Here is a 19,946-nt window from a genome sequence, read left to right on the forward strand (position 1 = left end):
TCAACACCGGTCATCGACATGCAAGCAGCCAAGCCGTTATTTGACTATCCAAAATACTGGGCCGAATGTTTCGGGCCGGCGCCATTCCTGCCGATGAGCAGGGAGGAGATGGATCAGCTTGGCTGGGATTCCTGCGACATCATCATTGTTACGGGAGATGCCTACGTCGATCACCCGTCGTTCGGCATGGCGATCATCGGCCGGCTGCTGGAGTCGCAAGGCTTCCGCGTCGGGATCATCGCGCAGCCTAACTGGCAGTCCAAAGACGACTTCATGAAGCTCGGCGAGCCGAACCTGTTCTTCGGCGTCGCGGCCGGCAACATGGACTCGATGATCAACCGCTACACCGCGGACAAGAAAATCCGTTCCGACGACGCCTACACCCCGGGTGGCATGGCGGGCAAACGTCCGGATCGCGCGAGCCTGGTCTATAGCCAGCGCTGCAAGGAAGCCTACAAGCACGTGCCGATAGTGCTCGGCGGCATCGAAGCCTCCCTGCGCCGCATCGCCCACTACGACTACTGGCAGGATCGCGTGCGCAACTCGATCCTGATCGACGCCAGCGCCGACATCCTGCTGTACGGCAACGCCGAGCGCGCGATTGTCGAAGTCGCCCAGCGTCTGTCCTACGGTCACAAGATCGAAGACATCACCGATGTGCGCGGCACCGCGTTCATCCGTCGCGACACGCCGGCGGGCTGGTACGAAGTCGACTCCACGCGCATCGACCGTCCGGGCAAGATCGACAAGATCATCAACCCGTACGTCAACACCCAGGACACTCAGGCCTGCGCGATCGAGCAGGAGAAGGGTCCGGTTGAAGATCCGGAAGAAGCCAAGGTCGTGCAGATCCTGGCCAGCCCGAAAATGACCCGCGACAAGACCGTGATCCGCCTGCCGTCGATGGAAAAGGTGCGTAACGATCCGGTCCTGTACGCCCACGCCAATCGCGTGCTGCACCTGGAAACCAACCCGGGCAACGCCCGTGCGCTGGTACAGAAGCATGGCGAGATCGACGTCTGGTTCAACCCGCCTCCGATTCCGATGACCACCGAAGAAATGGACTACGTGTTCGGCATGCCTTACGCACGTGTTCCGCACCCTGCGTACGGCAAGGAAAAAATCCCGGCCTACGACATGATCCGCTTTTCGGTGAACATCATGCGTGGCTGCTTCGGTGGCTGCACCTTCTGCTCGATCACCGAGCACGAAGGCCGGATCATCCAGAACCGTTCCGAAGAGTCGATCATTCGCGAAATCGAAGAGATCCGCGACAAGGTGCCGGGTTTCACAGGCGTCATTTCCGACCTCGGCGGCCCGACCGCGAACATGTACCGCATCGCCTGCAAGAGCCCGGAAATCGAATCCGCGTGCCGCAAGCCGTCCTGCGTGTTCCCGGGCATCTGCCCGAACCTGAACACCGACCACTCGTCGCTGATTCAGCTGTACCGCAGCGCCCGTGCCTTGCCGGGTGTGAAGAAGATTTTGATCGCCTCCGGCCTGCGTTACGACCTCGCGGTCGAATCGCCGGAGTACGTCAAGGAGCTGGTGACCCACCACGTCGGTGGTTACCTGAAGATCGCCCCGGAACACACCGAGGAAGGTCCGCTCAACCAGATGATGAAACCGGGGATCGGCACCTACGATCGCTTCAAGCGCATGTTCGAGAAGTACACCAAGGAAGCCGGGAAAGAGCAGTACCTGATTCCGTACTTCATCGCCGCGCACCCGGGCACCACCGACGAAGACATGATGAACCTGGCCCTGTGGCTCAAGGGCAACGGCTTCCGTGCCGACCAGGTGCAGGCGTTCTACCCGTCGCCGATGGCCACCGCTACCGCGATGTACCACTCGGGCAAGAACCCGCTGCGCAAGGTCACCTACAAGAGCGACGGCGTGACCATCGTCAAGAGCGAGGAGCAGCGTCGTCTGCACAAGGCGTTCCTGCGTTATCACGACCCGAAAGGCTGGCCGATGCTGCGTGAAGCGCTGACCCGCATGGGCCGCGCCGACCTGATCGGGCCGGGCAAGCACCAGTTGATCCCGCTGCATCAGCCGGCCACCGACAGCTACCAGAGTGCCCGTCGCAAGAACTCGACGCCGGCCGGCAGCCACAAGGTCGCGAAAGAGAAGACCACCAAGATCCTCACCCAGCACACCGGTCTGCCTCCACGCGCCAGCGACGGCGGCAATCCTTGGGACAAGCGTGAACAGGCCAAGGCCGCGGCATTCGCCCGCAACCAGCAGGCCGCCAAGGAGCGCAAGGAAGCCGCGAAAGGCAAAGGGCCGAAACCGGCACGCAAGCCGGTCGTACCGCGCTAAAGAGAACGCCAACCTTCGGGTTGGCGTTTTGCATTTAGGAGCTAAATGATCGTTCCCACGTCGAACCGTCTGCGTGGGAATGCCTCCAGGGACGCAGAGCGTCACGGGCTGCATTCCTACGCGGGAGCGTGGGAACGATCAAGTATCCGGCCGCTTTCGCAACATTTGCGTGCAACTGTGCCAAACCATTTCAACGCATCGCCCGATTTTGGTGCTGTACTGCCCTAAGCATTCCGGGAAAGCGCCCAAGCCTCTGCATGGCATAAGTCTTGCGCGCTTTCGAATACGCTTGGGCTCGCAGGAGGCACGCCGTGTCGATTCATGTCGCATTGCATCACGTCACGCATTACCGCTACGACCGCGCTGTCGAACTCGGCCCGCAGATCGTGCGTTTGCGCCCGGCTGCCCACAGCCGCACGCGGATTCTGTCCTATTCACTGAAAGTCTCGCCCGAGCAGCACTTCATCAACTGGCAGCAGGACCCCCAGGGCAACTACCTCGCACGGCTGGTGTTCCCCGAGAAAACCGCCGAACTGCGGATCGAGGTCGATCTGCTGGCCGAGATGGCGGTGTTCAACCCGTTCGACTTTTTCCTCGAGCCCTACGCCGAGAAAATCCCCTTCGCCTACGCCGCCGATGAACGCAAGGAGCTGGCGCCGTACCTCGAAACCCTGCCGCTGACGCCGAAATTCAAGGCCTATCTGGATGCCATCGACCGCACGCCGTTGCCGGCCGTGGATTTTCTGGTGGCGCTCAATCAGCGCCTGAGCGAAGACATCAATTACCTGATCCGCATGGAGCCGGGGGTGCAAACCCCGGAACACACTCTTGAACACGCCTCCGGCTCCTGCCGGGATTCGGCGTGGCTGCTGGTGCAACTGCTGCGCAATCTCGGGCTGGCGGCGCGTTTCGTCTCCGGTTATCTGATTCAACTGACCGCCGACGTGAAAAGCCTCGACGGCCCGTCCGGCACCGAAGTGGATTTCACCGACCTGCACGCGTGGTGCGAGGTGTATCTGCCCGGCGCCGGCTGGATCGGCCTTGATGCGACCTCCGGACTATTCGCCGGAGAGGGGCATATCCCGCTGGCCTGCAGTCCCGATCCGTCCTCGGCGGCGCCGATCAGCGGTCTGGTGGAACCTTGCGAATGCGAGTTCAGCCACGAAATGTCCGTGCAGCGGATCTGGGAAGCGCCGCGGGTCACCAAGCCCTACACCGATGAGCAATGGCTGGCGATCCAGACGCTGGGCCGGCAGATCGATGCCGATCTGCTGGAAGGCGATGTGCGCCTGACCATGGGCGGCGAACCGACCTTCGTGTCGATCGACGACCCCGACGGCGCCGAGTGGAACACCGCCGCGCTGGGCCCGGACAAGCGCCGGCTCTCCGCCGAACTGTTCCAGCGCATGCGCAAACATTACGCGCCCAAGGGGCTGGTGCATTTCGGCCAGGGCAAGTGGTATCCGGGTGAGCAACTGCCGCGCTGGTCGCTGAATTGCTACTGGCGCCGCGACGGCGTGCCGATCTGGCATAACAATGCACTGATCGCCGATGAGCAGCAGGATTACGGCGCCACGGGTGAACTGGCCGGGCGCTTTCTGGCGAGCGTCGCCGAACGCCTGAAATTGCCGACACGCTTCGTCTTCCCGGCCTACGAAGACAATTTCTATTACCTCTGGCGCGAGGGCGCCTTGCCGAGCAACGTCAGCGCCGAAGACTCGCGCCTGGAGGAGCCACTGGAGCGTGCGCGGCTGCGCAAGGTGTTCAGTCAGGGGCTGGACAAGGTCATCGGCCAGGTGCTGCCGCTGGCGCGCACCGCCAAGGGCGATCAATGGCAGAGTGGGCGCTGGTATCTGCGTGATGAGCATTGCCGGTTGGTGCCGGGAGATTCGCCGCTCGGCTATCGCCTGCCATTGGGTTCGCAACCTTGGGTGAAGGCGGCAGAGTATCCGTTCATTCATCCGAACGATCCGAATCAGGACTTCCCCGGGCTGCCCGAAACATCGCAGCTCAACGATCACCGTGAGCCCGCTCCGGCAGACGAGCGTGTGCCGAAGATCGACGAGTCCGCCGACTGGCTGACCCGCACCGCGTTATGCGCGGAGGCCCGGGAAGGCCGGTTGTATCTGTTCATGCCGCCTCTGGAGCGGGTCGAGGATTATCTGGAGCTGGTGGCCGCCATCGAAGCCACCGCCGAGGAGCTGCATTGCCCGGTATTGCTGGAGGGCTACGAGCCACCGAGTGATCCGCGCCTGAGCAATTTCCGCATCACCCCGGATCCCGGCGTGATCGAGGTCAACGTGCAGCCGTCGGCGACCTGGGACGAGCTGGTCGAGCGCACCGAATTTCTGTACGAAGAGGCGCGCCAGACCCGACTGTCCACCGAGAAATTCATGGTCGACGGGCGACATACCGGAACCGGCGGCGGCAACCATTTCGTCCTCGGCGGCGCGACACCGGGCGATTCACCGTTTCTGCGCCGTCCGGATCTGCTGCGCAGCCTGATCAGTTACTGGCACAACCATCCGTCGCTGTCCTACCTGTTTTCCGGGCTGTTCATCGGCCCGACCTCTCAGGCGCCGCGGATCGACGAAGCGCGCAACGATGCGCTGTATGAACTGGAAATCGCTTTCGCGCAAATGCCAGCGCCGGGAGAAGACTGCCCGCCGTGGTTGGTCGACCGTTTGCTGCGCAATCTGCTGATCGACGTTACCGGCAACACCCATCGCGCCGAGTTCTGCATCGACAAGCTGTATTCACCGGATGGCGCCACCGGGCGCCTCGGGTTGCTGGAGTTGCGTGGTTTCGAGATGCCACCCCATGCGCGCATGAGCCTGGCGCAGCAGCTGTTGTTGCGAGCGCTGGTGGCGCGGTTCTGGCGCGAGCCCTATGCGCCACCGAAACTGGCGCGCTGGGGTACGGAGCTGCACGACCGCTTCATGCTGCCGCATTTCATCGAGCAGGACTTCGCCGACGTCATCGTCGAACTCAACAATGCCGGTTATCCACTGCGCGCCGAATGGTTCGCGGCGCACCTTGAATTTCGTTTCCCCAAGGTCGGCGATTACGCCGTCAACGGTATCGAGCTGGAATTGCGTCAGGCCCTTGAACCCTGGCATGTCTTGGGCGAGGAGGGCGCGGCGGGCGGTACGGTGCGCTACGTCGACTCATCGCTGGAGCGCTTGCAGGTCAAACTCACGGGGCTGCCGCCGCAGCGTTATCTGCTGACCTGCAATGGAATACCGGTGCCGCTGCAATCGACCGGCCGGGTGGGCGAGTTTGTCGCCGGTGTGCGTTTCCGCGCGTGGCAACCGGCCAACTGCCTGCAACCGACGATCCCGGTGCATGCGCCGCTGGTGTTCGACCTGCTCGATACCTGGATGCAGCGCTCGCTGGGCGGCTGCCAGTACCACGTCGCCCATCCGGGCGGGCGCAATTACGAAACGCTGCCGGTCAACGCCAACGAAGCGGAGAGCCGGCGCATGGCGCGTTTCTTCCGCATCGGACATACGCCGGGGAAACTTCCTATACCGAACCTGACAACCTCCGACGAACTACCGATGACACTCGATTTACGACGCTTCTAAATCGGCTGTTTTATTTAGGAGCGTGACGCCCGGATTTTTCGTATATCCGGGCGTCATGTGCCTGCGTTAGTCTGACCGTTCCTTGCCGGCTGCCGAGCTTTCCATGCCTGACCTGCTTGACCGCTACCCGCTGACGGCGGGCACCTATCACGAACTGCTCGACGACAGCGGGGCGGTGCGCCCGCACTGGCGGCGACTGGTCGACCAATTGCAGCGCAGCACCCCGGCGCAACTGGTGCAGCGTCAGGCGTTGCTGACCCGGCAGATTCAGGAAAACGGTGTCACCTACAACGTCTATGCCGACCCCAAGGGCGCGGATCGTCCGTGGGAACTGGATCTGCTGCCCCACGTGATCGCCGCTGACGAGTGGCAACAACTGTCCGCCGGAATCGCCCAGCGCGCGCGGCTGCTCAATGCGGTGCTGGCGGATCTGTACGGCCCGCAGCGGCTGATCAGCGAAGGGCTGCTGCCGGCAGAACTGGTGTTCGGCCATAACAACTTCCTCTGGCCCTGTCAGGGCATTGCGCCGCCGGACGGGGCCTTTCTGCATCTTTATGCCGTCGATCTGGCGCGCACGCCGGACGGGCGCTGGTGGGTGACGGCGGATCGTACCCAGGCGCCATCCGGCGCCGGTTACGCGCTGGAAAATCGCACCATCGTGTCCCGCGCCTTTCCCGAGTTGTACCGGGATCTGAAAGTGCAGCATCTGGCCGGCTTCTTCCGCACCTTGCAGGAAACCCTGGCCCGTCAGGCCCCCTGCGACGATGACGCGCCGCTGGTGGTGTTGCTGACCCCGGGGCGTTTCAACGAAAGCTATTTCGAGCATCTCTATCTCGCCCGCCAGCTCGGTTATCCGCTGGTGGAGGGTGGAGACCTGACGGTGCGTGATGCCACGGTCTACCTGAAAACCCTCAGCGGCCTGCGCCGGGTGCACGCGATCATGCGTCGGCTCGACGATGACTTCTGCGATCCGCTGGAATTGCGCACGGATTCGGCGCTCGGCGTTCCGGGATTGCTGGAGGCGGTGCGTCAGGGCCGGGTGCTGGTGGCCAACGCGCTGGGCAGTGGCGTGCTGGAGTCGCCGGGGTTGCTGGGTTTCCTGCCGAAGATCAATCAGTACCTGTTCGGCGAAGAGCTGATTTTGCCGTCCATTGCCACGTGGTGGTGCGGCGAAGCGCCGGTGCTGTCACAGGCCCTGGAGAAACTGCCTGAGCTGTTGATCAAACCGGCGTTTCCGTCGCAAAGTTTTGCGCCGGTGTTTGGTCGGGATCTGAGCGAAAAACAGCGTGAAAGTCTCGCCGCGCGCATGCAGGCCCGGCCTTATGCTTATGTCGCGCAAGAACTCGCCCAGTTGTCCCAGGCGCCGATCTGGCAGCCCGAGGACGGGCAACTGCAACCCCGGGCAATCGGCATGCGCATGTACGCAGTGGCGAGTCACGACGGTTATCGGGTGCTGCCCGGTGGCCTGACACGGGTCGCGGCAGAAGCCGATGCCGAAGTGGTGTCGATGCAGCGCGGTGGCGCGAGCAAGGACACCTGGGTGCTGGGGGATCGACCGCCCAGCGGTGAACAGTGGAAAGCCCAGCGGAACATCGGTGTGCCCGATCTGGTGCGACGCGATCCGTATCTGCCGTCGCGGGTGGTGGAAAACCTGTTCTGGTTCGGCCGTTACTGCGAGCGTTGCGACGACAGCGCGCGGCTGTTGCGCATCATGCTCGCGCGTTACGTCGACGGCGATGACCCGCAAGCCCTGCAGGCTGCGGTGGATCTGGGCGAGCGGCTGATGCTGCTACCGGACGAAGGCGAGCTGCCGGAGCGCTTGCTTGCGGCACTGCTCGGCGAGGACTGGTCGTTCAGCCTGCGCTCCAACCTGCAGCGCTTGCAGTGGGCGGCTTCGCAAGTGCGCGGCAAGTTGTCCCGGGAAAACTGGCAGGCGCTGGTGGAGCTGCAACGTGAGGCTGCGGAACTGGACACCGACGAACCGGACTTCGGCGAGCTGCTGGATTTTCTCAACCGGCTGGTGATGTCGCTGGCGGCGCTGTCCGGGTTTGCCCTTGATGACATGACCCGCGACGAAGGCTGGCGCTTCCTGATGATCGGGCGGCGGATCGAGCGCCTGCAATTTCTCAGCAGCAGCCTCGCGGGTTTCTTGCGCGGCGCTGGCGCGTTCGATCAGGCCGGGCTTGAGTGGTTGCTTGAGCTGGGCAACAGCAGCATCACCTATCGCTCGCGTTATCTGGCGGTGGCGCAGTTGATTCCGGTGCTCGACCTGTTGCTGCTGGATGAGCAGAACCCCCATGCGGTGCTGTTCCAGTTGAAGCTGGTGACTCGCACCTTGAAGCGGCTGAATGATGACTTCGGTGTGCCGAGGGAGGCAGGATTGCCGCCGCTGGTCGAGCGTCTGGCGCGCTTCGATCTGAGCTGTCTGGAGAATCCGCTGTTCGGCGAATCCAGCGTGCGCGCGGCCCTCGACGGTCTGGCGGACCTGCTGCAGGAAATCGCCGACGCCAGCAGTCAGGTGTCGGATCGACTGGCCCTGCGCCATTTCGCCCATGTCGATGATGTCAGCCAGCGCACGGTGTCCGTCTGATGAGTGCCCATTACCAGATCCTTCACGACACCTGCTATCGCTACGACAGCCCGGTGTCCCTGGCCCAGCAACTGGCGCATCTGTGGCCGCGCGAATGCGAGTGGCAGCGCTGCAGCGAGCAGCAATTGCTGATCAGTCCGGAGCCGACCGCCCGCCGTGACGAGCAGGATGTGTTCGGCAATCCGCTGACTCGCCTCGCCTTCGAACGACCCCACGATGAATTGCAGGTCAACGCACGGCTGACGGTGGAAGTGCTGGCGCGACCCGTGGTGGATTTCCAGCAGTCACCGGCCTGGGAACTGACGCGCAACGCGCTGACCTACAGCAGTCAACCGCTGTCCGCCTCGTTGCTGGAAGCCTGTCGCTATCGATTCCAGTCGCCCTACGTGCATCTGAAGCGCAGTTTCGTCGAGTTCTCGGAGAGCTGTTTCCCGGCCGGCAGACCGTTGATGCTGGGCGTGCAGGCCCTGATGCAGAAGATCTTCAGCGAATTCACCTTCGATGCCGAAGCGACACAGGTCGCGACGCCGCTGGTGGAAGTGCTGGAGCGCCGGCGCGGGGTCTGTCAGGACTTCGCGCACCTGATGCTCGCCTGTGTGCGCTCACGCGGGTTGGCGGCGCGTTACGTCAGCGGCTACCTGCTGACCCAGCCGCCACCGGGGCAGCCACGGTTGATCGGCGCCGATGCGTCCCATGCCTGGGTCTCCGTGTTTTGCCCGGTGCTGGGCTGGGTGGACTTCGATCCGACAAACAATGTGCAGCCGGCACTGGAGCACATCACCCTGGCCTGGGGCCGGGATTTCTCCGATGTCTCGCCATTGCGCGGGGTGATTCTGGGGGGAGGGAGCCATGATCCGGAGGTGCGGGTCACGGTGATGCCACTGGAGTAAGTGCGATCCATCGTGGGAGCCAGTCAGCTCCCACAATGGAGGGTGTTCAATTTCGCGATTCAGCTCAGGCGTCGGGTGCCTGGTCTTTCGGTGCCTCAACATCATCATCGGTCGCCACTTCACCGTCAGGGTTCAGTGCCGCTTCTTCAGCCATCTGTTTCTTGCGCTGAAGCTTTTCCTCTTTCTTCTGTTCCTTGGCCAGGTCACGTTGACGTTTGGCGAAGGAGTAATTGGGTTTGGCCATGGGCGATCCTCTGGGGTCGAAGGTGAGGTTGAGCGGCGCGTATTCTGCCCTGTATCGGTGCCCGGCGGTTAACCGGGTTTCTGGTCGACCCATTTTGGCGTGACGGTGGGCTTCCAGTTATCGAGGGCTTCGAGCAGCGTTTGCGGCGATTCGCTCACTTGCAGCATGTCACGGTGCGGCGCGCGAACGAAGCCTTCGCCGACGATGTGATCGAGAAATGCAGTGAGTTTGCTGTAGAAACCGTTCACTTCCAGCAGGCCCAGCGGCTTGCCGTGGTAGCCGAGCTGGCCCCAGGTCCAGACTTCGAACAACTCTTCCAGGGTGCCGAGGCCACCGGGCAGGGCGATGAACGCATCGCTGAGTTCGGCCATCCGCGCCTTGCGCGCGTGCATGCCGTCGACTACTTCCAGACGGGTCAGGCTCTTGTGACCGATTTCCTTGTCCATCAGGCTCTGCGGGATGATGCCGATCACTTCGCCACCGGCCGCCAGCGCGGCGTCAGCGACAATCCCCATCAGGCCGACGGCGCCACCGCCGTAGACCAGCGTCAGCTTACGCTCGGCGATAGCCGTGCCGAGGGCAATGGCGGCTTCGGTGTACGCCGGGGTGGTGCCGGCGTTGGCACCGCAAAATACACAAACGGATGTGAGAGACATGCCTTCCTCCTGGGTCAATCGGTCACAGGGTAATGGCTGGCACGCCTTGATCCAAGGGCTAGACTTCGCGTTTCGGGGTTTCATAGGTGCCGCTGGCACCACAGGCGTAAGCGGCGAGCAGACTGCACAACAGGCTGTTGAAGGACATGACGGATGCTCCAGATGAACGTTGAACCCTGAAGATACGGCCCGGCCAAACGTCTGGCTGTTAGATTGTTTCGATGAGTGTCATAGCCTGAAAGTTGTATACAATTTTTGACTCAAGTCATAGGAACTTGCGAAGATTTCAGGCAGTCTTCCAACCATTCGTGTTTTTGTTAACCCTGCCTTGGAGATTCACCATGTTTTCCAAAGTTGTTGCGGTATCCCTGCTGGCGCTGGCCAGCAGCCAATTGATGGCTGCCGAGTGCAAAACCACCGTTGATTCCACCGACCAGATGTCCTTCAACACCAAGGCCATCGAAATCGACAAGAGCTGCAAGACCTTCACCGTCGAACTGACCCACTCCGGCAGCCTGCCGAAGAACGTCATGGGCCATAACCTGGTGATCAGCAAAGAAGCCGACATGCAGCCGATCGCCACCGACGGCCTGGCCGCCGGCATCGACAAGAACTACCTGAAGGACGGTGACGAGCGCGTTATCGCTCACACCAAGATCATCGGCGCCAAGGAAACCGACTCGCTGACCTTCGACGTGTCCAAGCTCAAGGCTGACGAGAAGTACGGCTTCTTCTGCTCGTTCCCGGGCCACATCTCGATGATGAAAGGCACCGTGACCCTGAAGTAAGCAATACAAGGTCAAAAAAAAGCGTCCCGAAGGACGCTTTTTTTATGCCCTGGATTCAAGGCGCAAACGGCATGACCCGCTTGTGATGAGTCTTTTTGTAGGTGTTGACGATGATGTCGAACGCTTCCTGACGCACCGGCTCGCCGTGCAGGAACGCGTCGATCTCGGCGTAGGTCACGCCGTGGGACGCCTCGTCCGGCTTGCCTGGCGAAAGGTCTTCCAGATCCGCCGTCGGCACTTTTTCCACCAGCGATTCCGGTGCGCCGAAGCTGCGGGCGATGGCCCGGACCTGGTTTTTCACCAGACCGCTGAGCGGGGCCAGGTCGCAGGCGCCGTCACCGAACTTGGTGAAGAAACCCATCACAGCTTCCGCTGCGTGGTCGGTGCCGATCACCAGACCGTGGGCCGCGCCGGCGATGGTGTACTGGGCGACCATGCGCATCCGCGCCTTGGTGTTGCCGAGCACGAAATCCACCGACACCGCGTGCTTGCCTTCGAAGGCTGCGACTTCGCTGGCCAGGGATTTGACTGCCGGGCCGATGTTGACGGTGTGGCGCTCGTCCGGGGCGATGAAGTCCACCGAGGCCTGGGCATCGTGTTCATCGAACTGCACGTCGTACGGCAGGCGCACGGCGATGAACTTGTAAGCCTCGTCACCGGTGCGCTCGCGCAGTTCACGCATGGCGCGCTGGGCCAAAAGGCCTGCGGTCAGCGAATCGACGCCGCCACTGATGCCCAGCACCAGGGTCTTGAGTCCGGAACTGGTCAGGCAATCCTGGATGAAGGTGATGCGTCGGGCGACTTCCGCTTCGAGGGCCTGGTAATCGGCGAACGGCGGCTGAACGTTGAGCTGTTCAGCAATCTCACGCTGTACGGCTTGCATGAATTCACTCCTTGCTAGAAAGGCTGGAAACGGCAGGAACCTGGAAAACGTGTCGCAAATAGGCGACGAAATTCGGGTCTTTGCAGTGGGTCTTGCCCGGCTCGTCGGAGATCTTCGCCACCGGTTGGCCATTGCAGGCGGTCATTTTAAGCACGATGCTCATCGGTTCGACACCCGGAATGTCACAGGTCAGGTTGGTGCCGATGCCGAAGCTGACATTGATCCGGCCGCGCAGCGCCCGGAAGATCTCCAGCGACTTGGGCAGCGTCAGGCTGTCGGAGAACACCAGGGTCTTGCTCATCGGGTCGATGCCGAGCTTGTGATAGTGGGCGATGCATTTTTCGCCCCACTGCACCGGATCTCCGGAATCGTGACGCAAACCGTCGAACAGCTTGGCGAAGAACAGATCGAAGTCGCCGAGGAACGCGTCGGTGGTGATGCAGTCGGTCAGGGCGATCCCCAGCAGCCCGCGATACTCGCGAACCCAGCAATCGAGGGCGGCGATCTGGCTGTCGATCAGCCGTGGACCGAGTTGCTGGTGGGCCATGATCCACTCATGAGCCATGGTGCCCAGCGGTTTCATGTCCAGTTCGCGGGACAGGTGGACGTTGCTGGTGCCGACGAAACGCCCGGGGAAATCGTGCTTGAGCACGTTCACCACTTCCTCTTGCACGCGGTAGGAAAACCGCCGGCGTGTGCCGAAATCGGCGACCTGCAACTGCGACAATTCTTCCGCCGAGGCGTTGGCGGTCAGCCAGTCGAATTTGCGATACAGCTGTTCGCGGGCCTGTTCCAGCACCGTTTCACGGTAGCGATAGCGGTTGCGCACTTCGCTGACGATCGCCAGCAGCGGCACTTCAAACAGGATCACATGCAGCCACGGCCCGCGCAGGCGGATGAACAACTCGCCGTTCTCGATGCCGGTGTGCAGGTAGCGCAGGTTGAAGCGGAACAGGCCGAGGAAGCGCAGGAAATCCGGCTTGAGGAACGAGATGCGCTCGAGAAAGCTCAACTGATCGGCGCTCAGGCTCAACTCGGCCAGACGCTCGACCTGGAACCGGATCTCCGCCAGATACGGGCGCAGATCTTCACTGTTACGGCAACGGAACTCCCATTCGACTTCGACGTTGGGGTAGTTGTGCAGCACCGCCTGCATCATCGTCAGTTTGTAGAAGTCGGTGTCGAGCAGGTTCTGCACGATGCGATCGGCAAACACACTCTCGCTCATAACGGGGTCTCCAGGCGGGCCGCGCGTTGGCGCGGTATCAATCAATGGCGCTAGTGGCGCATATCCGGGGTGGGGATTGCCAGCGATTTTTATCCCGGCACAGCGCCTCAGACCGCATCGGGACTGTCGATCTGCTCCAGCATCCACTTCACGAAATCACGCACCTTGGGCACTTCTGCCGCGTGTTCCGGGTAGGCCAGGTAATAGGCATCGGTGCTGGGCATTGCATGCTGCCAGGGAATGACCAGTTTGCCGTCGGCCAATTCCTCTTCCACCAGAAACCTCGGCAGCAGGGCGACGCCGCAGCCGACCTGCGCGGCGCGGATGCACATATAAAAGGTTTCGAAACGCGGGCCATGGTAGCTGTGTTCGGTCTGGTAGCCCTGGCTGTCGAACCAGTCGTGCCACGCTTGCGGGCGCGAAGCATTCTGCAGCAGGACCAGATCGGTGAGTTGCGTTGGATCAGACAACGGAGTGTCCGGCAGGCTGCTCGGTGCGCAGACCGGCACCAGCTCTTCGCCGAACAGCTTCAGGCATTCGGTGCCGGGGCGTGAACCCTGGCCGAAATAGAACGCCAGGTCGCTGCGCCCTTGCAGCAGGTCATCGGCTTCCTGCTCGTTGCACAGGTCCAGATGAATCGCCGGATGACGCAGACGCCAGCCCTTGAGGCGCGGCACCAGCCAGCGGGCGCCGAAGGTCGAGGGTGTGGAGACGCGCAGGACTTCGGTTTCGCCGCCGTAGGAGCGCAGGTAATGGGTCGACATCTCGACCTGGGTCAGGATTTTTCTGACTTCCACCAGGTACAGATCGCCGGCGGGGGTCATCTGCAATCGGCGGCGCACCCGGCGGAACAACAAGTGCTGCAGCAATTCTTCGAGCTGCGCCACCTGCTTGCTGACAGCGCTCTGGGTCAGGTTCAATTCCTCGGCGGCCCGGGTGAAACTCAGGTGCCGGGTCACGGCCTCGAAGCACTGCAACGCGGTGATCGACGGCAAGTGGCGTTTGTTCAGCATGGGCGATCCTTTTCTTGTCTTTCTGCGCAGCATGAATAAACGGAATGATATCTCGCGTAAAGGTCGTTTGTTGCACAGCCTTCCTGACGCTACAACTAAAGGTCTGCCCGGTCGTGAAAACGCGCCCGCACACATTCAGTTTTTTGCTCGAGGAGTGACCCATGGTTGCCGCATTGCTTGATCGTCTAGGTGTGAACCCGGCCCTGTACCAGAACGGCAAAGTGCCGGTGCATTCGCCCATCGACGGCAGCCGCATCGGCGCCGTGAACTGGGAAGGCCCGGCCGAAGTCGAGCAGCACATCAGTCGCGCAGATCATGCGTTCGAACAATGGCGCAAGGTACCGGCCCCGCGTCGCGGCGAGCTGGTGCGTCAGTTCGGCGAAGTGCTGCGTGAATACAAGACCGAACTCGGTGAACTGGTGTCCTGGGAAGCGGGCAAGATCACCCAGGAAGGCCTCGGTGAAGTGCAGGAGATGATCGACATCTGCGATTTCGCCGTCGGGCTGTCCCGCCAGTTGTACGGTTTGACCATCGCCTCCGAGCGCCCGGGCCACCACATGCGTGAAACCTGGCACCCGCTGGGCGTGGTCGGCGTGATCAGTGCGTTCAACTTCCCGGTCGCGGTGTGGGCGTGGAACACCACGCTGGCGCTGGTCTGCGGCAACCCGGTGGTATGGAAGCCGTCGGAGAAAACCCCGCTGACCGCGCTGGCCTGTCAGGCGCTGTTCGAACGCGTACTGAAGAATTTCAGCGATGCCCCGGCGCACCTGAGCCAGGTGATCATCGGCGGTCGCGATGCCGGCGAAGCGCTGGTGGATGACCCGCGTGTCGCGCTGATCAGTGCCACCGGCAGCACCCGCATGGGCCGCGAAGTGGCGCCGAAAGTCGCCGCGCGCTTCGCCCGCAGCATCCTCGAACTGGGCGGCAACAACGCGATGATCCTCGGCCCGAGCGCCGATCTGGACATGGCCGTGCGCGCCATTCTGTTCAGCGCCGTCGGCACTGCCGGCCAGCGTTGCACCACGTTGCGGCGCCTGATCGCCCATGAATCGGTGAAAGAAGAAATCGTCACCCGACTGAAGGCCGCGTATTCCAAGGTCCGTATTGGCCATCCGCTGGAAGGTAACCTGATCGGCCCGCTGATCGACAAACACAGCTTCGAAAACATGCAGGACGCGCTGGAACAAGCGTTGAGCGAGGGCGGTCGGGTATTCGGCGGCAAGCGCCAACTGGAAGATCAATTCCCCAATGCTTACTACGTGGCGCCGGCCATTGTTGAAATGCCGGAGCAGAGCGACGTGGTGTGCAGCGAAACTTTCGCTCCGATCCTGTACGTGGTCGGCTACAGCGATTTTGAAGAGGCGCTGCGCCTGAACAACGCCGTGCCGCAAGGCCTGTCGTCGTGCATCTTCACCACTGATGTGCGCGAGGCCGAGAAATTCATGTCGGCGGTCGGCAGCGACTGCGGCATCGCCAACGTCAACATCGGCCCGAGCGGCGCGGAAATCGGCGGCGCGTTTGGCGGTGAAAAAGAAACCGGTGGTGGTCGTGAGTCGGGCTCGGATGCATGGCGCGCGTACATGCGCCGGCAGACCAACACCGTGAACTACTCGCTGGAGTTGCCGCTGGCGCAAGGCATTACTTTCGACTGACAGTTTTCTCAAAAGCTATTGATCGTTCCCACGCTCTGCGTGGGAATGCTGCACCGAACGCTCCGCGTTCGCTTTCGGGACGCAGAGCGTCCCTGACTGCGTTACCACGCAGAGCGTGGGAACGATCTTTTAGGTGTGTTTGGCAGGTTTCTGTTGGAGTCTGGCAATGCCGTTACGCGAAGAATGTCTGTGGGAAAAACTCACGCCGCAACGACCGGATAACACGGCGCTCAGGGGCGAGGTCGAAGTCGATGTCTGCGTGATCGGCGCCGGGTTCACCGGGTTGTCGGCGGCGCTGCATCTGCTGGAAAAGGGCAAGAGCGTTTGCGTGCTCGAAGCCCATCGCGCCGGGCATGGAGGCTCCGGGCGCAACGTCGGGCTGGTCAACGCCGGGATGTGGATTCCGCCGGACGAGATCGAAGCCGGCTTCGGCGAGGCGGTCGGCAGCCAGCTCAACCGCATGCTCGGTGCGGCGCCGGCGCTGGTGTTCAGCCTTGTGGATAAATACAACATCGATTGCCAGTTGCGCCGCGAAGGCACCCTGCACATGGCGCACAACGCCAAGGGTGAGGCGGATCTGCGCAGTCGCGAAGAACAATGGAAACGCCGGGGTGCGCCGGTCGAACTGCTGACCGGCAAGGCCTGTGAACAGGCGACCGGTACGCAGAAGATTGCCGCCGCACTACTCGACCGGCGCGCCGGTACGCTCAATCCGATGGCTTATGTCACCGGGCTGGCCAATGCGGTCATCAGTCTTGGCGGACAGATGTTCGATCACTCCCCGGTCGCGCGTCTTGAACGGCAAGGGCAGAAATGGTCGGTGCAGACCGAGCAGGGTTCGGTGCTGGCCGAACAAGTGGTGATCGCTTCCAACGCCTACACCGAAGGCGACTGGACCGAACTCAAGCGCAACTTCTTTCCCGGTTACTACTATCAGGTCGCTTCGGTGCCGCTCACCGAAGACGCTGCCCATGAAATCCTCCCGGGAGGGCAGGGCTCGTGGGATACCCGCCAGGTGCTGAGCAGCATCCGCCGCGACAAGGACGGCCGTCTGTTGCTGGGCAGCCTCGGCAACGGCAATCAGAAACCGACCTGGTTCCTCAAGGCCTGGGCCGACCGGGTGCAGCAGCATTACTTCCCCAACCTCAAACCCGTGGAGTGGGAATGCACCTGGACCGGGCGCATCGCTTTCACTCCCGATCACCTGATGCGCCTGTTCGAGCCGGCGCCCGGACTGGTGGCCGTCACCGGTTATAACGGCCGTGGCGTGACCACCGGCACCGTGGTCGGCAAGGCCTTCGCCGATTACCTGTGTAACGGAAATCCTCAGGCATTGCCGATTCCCTTCGCACCGATGCAGCCCCTGGCGGGTGTGGGCTTGCGCAGTTGTCTGTACGAGGCGGGGTTCTCGCTGTATCACGCGGGCCAGTGCCTGCGGATCGTCATTTGAGTGTTGAAATATGTTGCCGGAAGCGGCGCTTTTCGATGTAGCGACTAGCCTGTAATGGTGCGGGTTGTAGCAGTCCCGCACCAGCAGTGTGCAGTTCGGTGACGCGGGCTGTTACAGGCTGGTTGCACGTCGTTTGGCGCCGCGGTTGCAATGATGGCGCGTGCGGGTTGCGCCTGAAAAAATAAATGGTTTCACCTTCCGCGGTTTAGACGGTTGCACGCCCAATGAAAATGGGAACGAAACAGTCGAAATAACAAGAAAGCAGCGACTTTTTGAAGAATAAAAAACCGATGGCACGGCCCTTGCTCTGAGCATTCAAGTGAAGTCGCAGTGCCAACTAAAAAAAACCTTGGAGCACCACCTCATGTCCCAGACGTTTTACAAGAAAGGCTTTCTGGCCCTCGCAGTGGCTACTGCGCTGGGTGTTTCTGCGTTTGCACAAGCTGATGTGAAAATCGGTGTGGCGGGTCCGATGACGGGCGCCAACGCGGCATTTGGCGAACAGTACATGAAAGGGGCACAAGCGGCGGCCGACGCGGTCAACGCGGCGGGCGGCGTCAACGGGGAGAAGATCGTCCTGGTCAAGGGCGATGACGCTTGCGAGCCGAAACAGGCGGTGACGGTCGCCAAGGACCTCACCAACCAGAAGGTCGCCGGTGTGGTCGGCCACTTCTGCTCGTCCTCCACCATTCCTGCGTCCGAGATCTACGACGAAGCCGGGATCATCGCCATCACGCCGGGCTCCACCAACCCGCAAGTGACCGAGCGCGGCCTGAGCGCCATGTTCCGTATGTGCGGCCGTGACGACCAGCAAGGCATCGTCGCCGGCGATTACATCGTCGACGTGCTCAAGGGCAAGAAAGTCGTCGTGCTGCACGACAAGGACACCTACGGTCAGGGCCTGGCCGACGCGACCAAGGCTCAGCTGGAAAAACGCGGCGTGAAACCGGTGCTGTACGAAGGCCTGACCCGTGGCGAAAAAGACTTCAGCACCATCGTCACCAAGATCCGTGGCGCCGGCGCCGATGTCGTCTACTTCGGTGGCCTGCACCCGGAAGCCGGCCCGCTGGTTCGCCAACTGCGTGAACAAGGCCTGAAAGACGTCAAGTTCATGTCCGATGACGGCATCGTGACCGACGAGCTGGTGACCACCGCCGGTGGCCCGCAGTTCGTCGACGGCGTGCTGATGACCTTCGGTGCCGACCCACGCCTGCTGCCAGACAGCAAGACTGTGGTAGATGCGTTCCGCAAGGCTGGCACCGAGCCTGAAGGCTACACCCTGTACGCCTATGCATCGGTTCAGGCCCTGGCCGCCGCCTTCAACGGCGCCAAGTCGAACAAGGGCGAGGAGGCCGCTGCCTGGCTGAAGAAAAACCCGGTCAAGACCGTCATGGGTGAGAAGACCTGGGACTCCAAAGGCGACCTGAAGGTCTCCGACTACGTGGTCTACCAGTGGGACAAGGATGGCAAATATCACCAGCTGGAAAAACAGAAATAACGGCACCTGATCAACCGGACGCCACATTCCCTGTGGGAGCGTGCTTGCCCGCGATGACGGCCTGACAGTCGACAACTTTGTTGAATGTTCTACCGCTATCGCTGGCAAGCCAGCTCCCACAAGGGGGCTGCGGTTTCCTGTCTGACATTGCCCCGACGTAAATCTGTATTTTTCCTAGAAGAACCGCGCGCCCCAGGGTGTGCAGGTTCTCACTGCGTGAGATTGCGTTATGGATGGTATTTTCCTGCAGCAACTGGTCAACGGCCTGACCCTCGGGTCGGTCTACGGCCTGATCGCCATCGGCTACACAATGGTCTACGGCATCATCGGCATGATCAACTTCGCCCACGGCGAGGTTTACATGATTTCCGCTTACCTCGCGGCAATCAGTCTGGCTCTGCTGGCTTACTTCGGTATTGAATCCTTCCCGCTGCTGATGCTTGGCACCCTGATATTCACCATCGTGATCACGGCGGTGTATGGCTGGGTCATCGAGCGAGTCGCTTACAAACCCCTGCGCAACTCCACCCGACTGGCACCGTTGATCAGCGCCATCGGCATCTCCCTGATTCTGCAAAACTACGCACAGATCGCCCAAGGCGCCAAACAACAGGGCGTACCCACGCTGCTGACCGGTGCATGGCGTGTCGAAGTCGGTACCGGCTTCGTGCAGCTGACCTACACCAAAGTCTTCATCCTGGTGGCCGCATTCGTCGGCATGGGCCTGCTGACCTATGTCATCAAGTACACCAAACTCGGGCGCATGTGCCGTGCGACCCAGCAAGATCGCAAGATGGCTTCGATCCTCGGCATCAACACCGACCGGGTCATTTCCTACGTGTTCATCATCGGTGCGGCCATGGCGGCGTTGGCCGGCGTGCTGATCACCATGAACTACGGCACCTTCGACTTCTATGCCGGCTTCATCATCGGCATCAAGGCATTTACTGCGGCGGTACTGGGCGGGATCGGTTCGCTGCCTGGCGCCATGCTCGGCGGGATCATCCTCGGGATCTCCGAGTCGCTGTTCTCGGGCCTGGTCAACTCCGACTACAAAGACGTGTTCAGCTTCTCGCTGCTCGTACTTGTTCTGGTCTTCCGGCCTCAGGGCCTGCTGGGCCGTCCTCTTGTGTCGAAGGTGTAAG

14 protein-coding genes are annotated in these 19,946 nt (G+C 61.8%); 9 read left to right on the top strand and 5 right to left on the bottom strand.

The features are described 5' to 3' along the window. Positions 1 to 18 precede the first annotated feature (18 nt). The 4 genes from EIY71_RS10325 to EIY71_RS10340 all read left to right on the top strand — a co-directional run bounded on the left by EIY71_RS10325 (position 19) and on the right by EIY71_RS10340 (position 9,389). Positions 19 to 2,322 (top strand): YgiQ family radical SAM protein, encoded by a 2,304-nt coding sequence (locus EIY71_RS10325; RefSeq protein ID WP_011332195.1) that lies wholly within the window; start codon positions 19 to 21, stop codon positions 2,320 to 2,322. A gap of 311 nt (positions 2,323 to 2,633) precedes the next feature. Continuing rightward, positions 2,634 to 5,909: a DUF2126 domain-containing protein gene (locus EIY71_RS10330; RefSeq protein WP_134021621.1), complete on the top strand. Its 3,276-nt coding sequence runs from the start codon at positions 2,634 to 2,636 to the stop codon at positions 5,907 to 5,909. Between the two features lie 103 nt (positions 5,910 to 6,012). Beyond that, positions 6,013 to 8,499 carry a circularly permuted type 2 ATP-grasp protein gene (locus tag EIY71_RS10335; RefSeq protein WP_134021622.1) on the top strand — a complete coding sequence of 829 codons (2,487 nt, stop codon included), beginning with the start codon at positions 6,013 to 6,015 and terminating at the stop codon, positions 8,497 to 8,499. Beyond that, positions 8,499 to 9,389, top strand: a complete 891-nt coding sequence (locus EIY71_RS10340; protein ID WP_134021624.1) for a transglutaminase family protein — start codon at positions 8,499 to 8,501, stop codon at positions 9,387 to 9,389. The genes EIY71_RS10335 and EIY71_RS10340 overlap by 1 nt, the downstream gene beginning before the upstream one ends. 64 nt (positions 9,390 to 9,453) lie before the next feature. Here the strand turns inward: EIY71_RS10340 and EIY71_RS10345 are convergent, their stop codons facing one another. Together EIY71_RS10345 and EIY71_RS10350 are read right to left on the bottom strand one after the other, a co-directional pair. Further along, positions 9,454 to 9,633, bottom strand: coding sequence for a hypothetical protein (locus EIY71_RS10345; protein ID WP_007950694.1), 180 nt, complete (start codon positions 9,631 to 9,633; stop codon positions 9,454 to 9,456). Between the two features lie 68 nt (positions 9,634 to 9,701). Then, positions 9,702 to 10,289, bottom strand: a complete 588-nt coding sequence (locus EIY71_RS10350) for a TIGR00730 family Rossman fold protein (protein WP_039766689.1) — start codon at positions 10,287 to 10,289, stop codon at positions 9,702 to 9,704. 341 nt (positions 10,290 to 10,630) lie between these two features. On the opposite strand from EIY71_RS10350, the gene azu reads away from it, so the two are divergent. Continuing rightward, positions 10,631 to 11,077: an azurin gene (gene azu / locus EIY71_RS10355; protein ID WP_134021626.1), complete on the top strand. Its 447-nt coding sequence runs from the start codon at positions 10,631 to 10,633 to the stop codon at positions 11,075 to 11,077. Between the two features lie 55 nt (positions 11,078 to 11,132). Here the strand turns inward: azu and nadE are convergent, their stop codons facing one another. The 3 genes from nadE to EIY71_RS10370 form a co-directional block, all read right to left on the bottom strand. Continuing rightward, on the bottom strand, positions 11,133 to 11,960 hold the full coding sequence (gene nadE / locus EIY71_RS10360; RefSeq protein ID WP_007950678.1) for an ammonia-dependent NAD(+) synthetase: 828 nt from the start codon (positions 11,958 to 11,960) through the stop codon (positions 11,133 to 11,135). A 4-nt stretch (positions 11,961 to 11,964) separates the two neighbouring features. Continuing rightward, a complete protein-coding gene (gene pncB, locus EIY71_RS10365) occupies positions 11,965 to 13,188 on the bottom strand; it encodes a nicotinate phosphoribosyltransferase (RefSeq protein ID WP_085685119.1) in 1,224 nt (407 codons plus the stop codon). 107 nt (positions 13,189 to 13,295) lie between these two features. Continuing rightward, on the bottom strand, positions 13,296 to 14,201 hold the full coding sequence (locus tag EIY71_RS10370) for a LysR family transcriptional regulator (protein WP_134021628.1): 906 nt from the start codon (positions 14,199 to 14,201) through the stop codon (positions 13,296 to 13,298). Between the two features lie 161 nt (positions 14,202 to 14,362). Between EIY71_RS10370 and EIY71_RS10375 the strand changes: the two genes are divergently transcribed. The 4 genes from EIY71_RS10375 to EIY71_RS10390 all read left to right on the top strand — a co-directional run bounded on the left by EIY71_RS10375 (position 14,363) and on the right by EIY71_RS10390 (position 19,945). Then, positions 14,363 to 15,853, top strand: coding sequence for an aldehyde dehydrogenase family protein (locus EIY71_RS10375; RefSeq protein WP_007950668.1), 1,491 nt, complete (start codon positions 14,363 to 14,365; stop codon positions 15,851 to 15,853). A 166-nt stretch (positions 15,854 to 16,019) separates the two neighbouring features. After that, on the top strand, positions 16,020 to 17,303 hold the full coding sequence (locus tag EIY71_RS10380) for an FAD-binding oxidoreductase (protein WP_129973461.1): 1,284 nt from the start codon (positions 16,020 to 16,022) through the stop codon (positions 17,301 to 17,303). A 364-nt stretch (positions 17,304 to 17,667) separates the two neighbouring features. Beyond that, complete coding sequence (locus tag EIY71_RS10385) at positions 17,668 to 18,801, top strand: ABC transporter substrate-binding protein (protein ID WP_011332206.1); 1,134 nt, start codon at positions 17,668 to 17,670, stop codon at positions 18,799 to 18,801. A 229-nt stretch (positions 18,802 to 19,030) separates the two neighbouring features. Then, the gene (locus EIY71_RS10390; RefSeq protein ID WP_007915894.1) at positions 19,031 to 19,945 is read left to right on the top strand and encodes a branched-chain amino acid ABC transporter permease; all 915 of its coding nucleotides are present in this window, start codon (positions 19,031 to 19,033) and stop codon (positions 19,943 to 19,945) included. The last annotated feature ends 1 nt before the right edge of the window (position 19,946 follow it).

Origin of the sequence: Pseudomonas sp. CH235 (assembly GCF_004368175.1) — a bacterium.
Classification (GTDB): domain Bacteria; phylum Pseudomonadota; class Gammaproteobacteria; order Pseudomonadales; family Pseudomonadaceae; genus Aquipseudomonas; species Aquipseudomonas paraglycinae.

Bases quoted from the DNA above. Each gene is read 5' to 3' on its own strand.
- EIY71_RS10350 (WP_039766689.1), bottom strand. From the start codon at position 10,289: ATGTCTCTCACATCCGTTTGTGTATTTTGCGGTGCCAACGCCGGCACC.
- EIY71_RS10325 (WP_011332195.1), top strand. From the start codon at position 19: ATGCAAGCAGCCAAGCCGTTATTTGACTATCCAAAATACTGGGCCGAA.
- EIY71_RS10380 (WP_129973461.1), top strand. From the start codon at position 16,020: ATGCCGTTACGCGAAGAATGTCTGTGGGAAAAACTCACGCCGCAACGA.
- nadE (WP_007950678.1), bottom strand. From the start codon at position 11,960: ATGCAAGCCGTACAGCGTGAGATTGCTGAACAGCTCAACGTTCAGCCG.
- azu (WP_134021626.1), top strand. From the start codon at position 10,631: ATGTTTTCCAAAGTTGTTGCGGTATCCCTGCTGGCGCTGGCCAGCAGC.
- EIY71_RS10375 (WP_007950668.1), top strand. From the start codon at position 14,363: ATGGTTGCCGCATTGCTTGATCGTCTAGGTGTGAACCCGGCCCTGTAC.
- EIY71_RS10385 (WP_011332206.1), top strand. From the start codon at position 17,668: ATGTCCCAGACGTTTTACAAGAAAGGCTTTCTGGCCCTCGCAGTGGCT.
- EIY71_RS10345 (WP_007950694.1), bottom strand. From the start codon at position 9,633: ATGGCCAAACCCAATTACTCCTTCGCCAAACGTCAACGTGACCTGGCC.
- pncB (WP_085685119.1), bottom strand. From the start codon at position 13,188: ATGAGCGAGAGTGTGTTTGCCGATCGCATCGTGCAGAACCTGCTCGAC.
- EIY71_RS10370 (WP_134021628.1), bottom strand. From the start codon at position 14,201: ATGCTGAACAAACGCCACTTGCCGTCGATCACCGCGTTGCAGTGCTTC.
- EIY71_RS10335 (WP_134021622.1), top strand. From the start codon at position 6,013: ATGCCTGACCTGCTTGACCGCTACCCGCTGACGGCGGGCACCTATCAC.
- EIY71_RS10390 (WP_007915894.1), top strand. From the start codon at position 19,031: ATGGATGGTATTTTCCTGCAGCAACTGGTCAACGGCCTGACCCTCGGG.
- EIY71_RS10340 (WP_134021624.1), top strand. From the start codon at position 8,499: ATGAGTGCCCATTACCAGATCCTTCACGACACCTGCTATCGCTACGAC.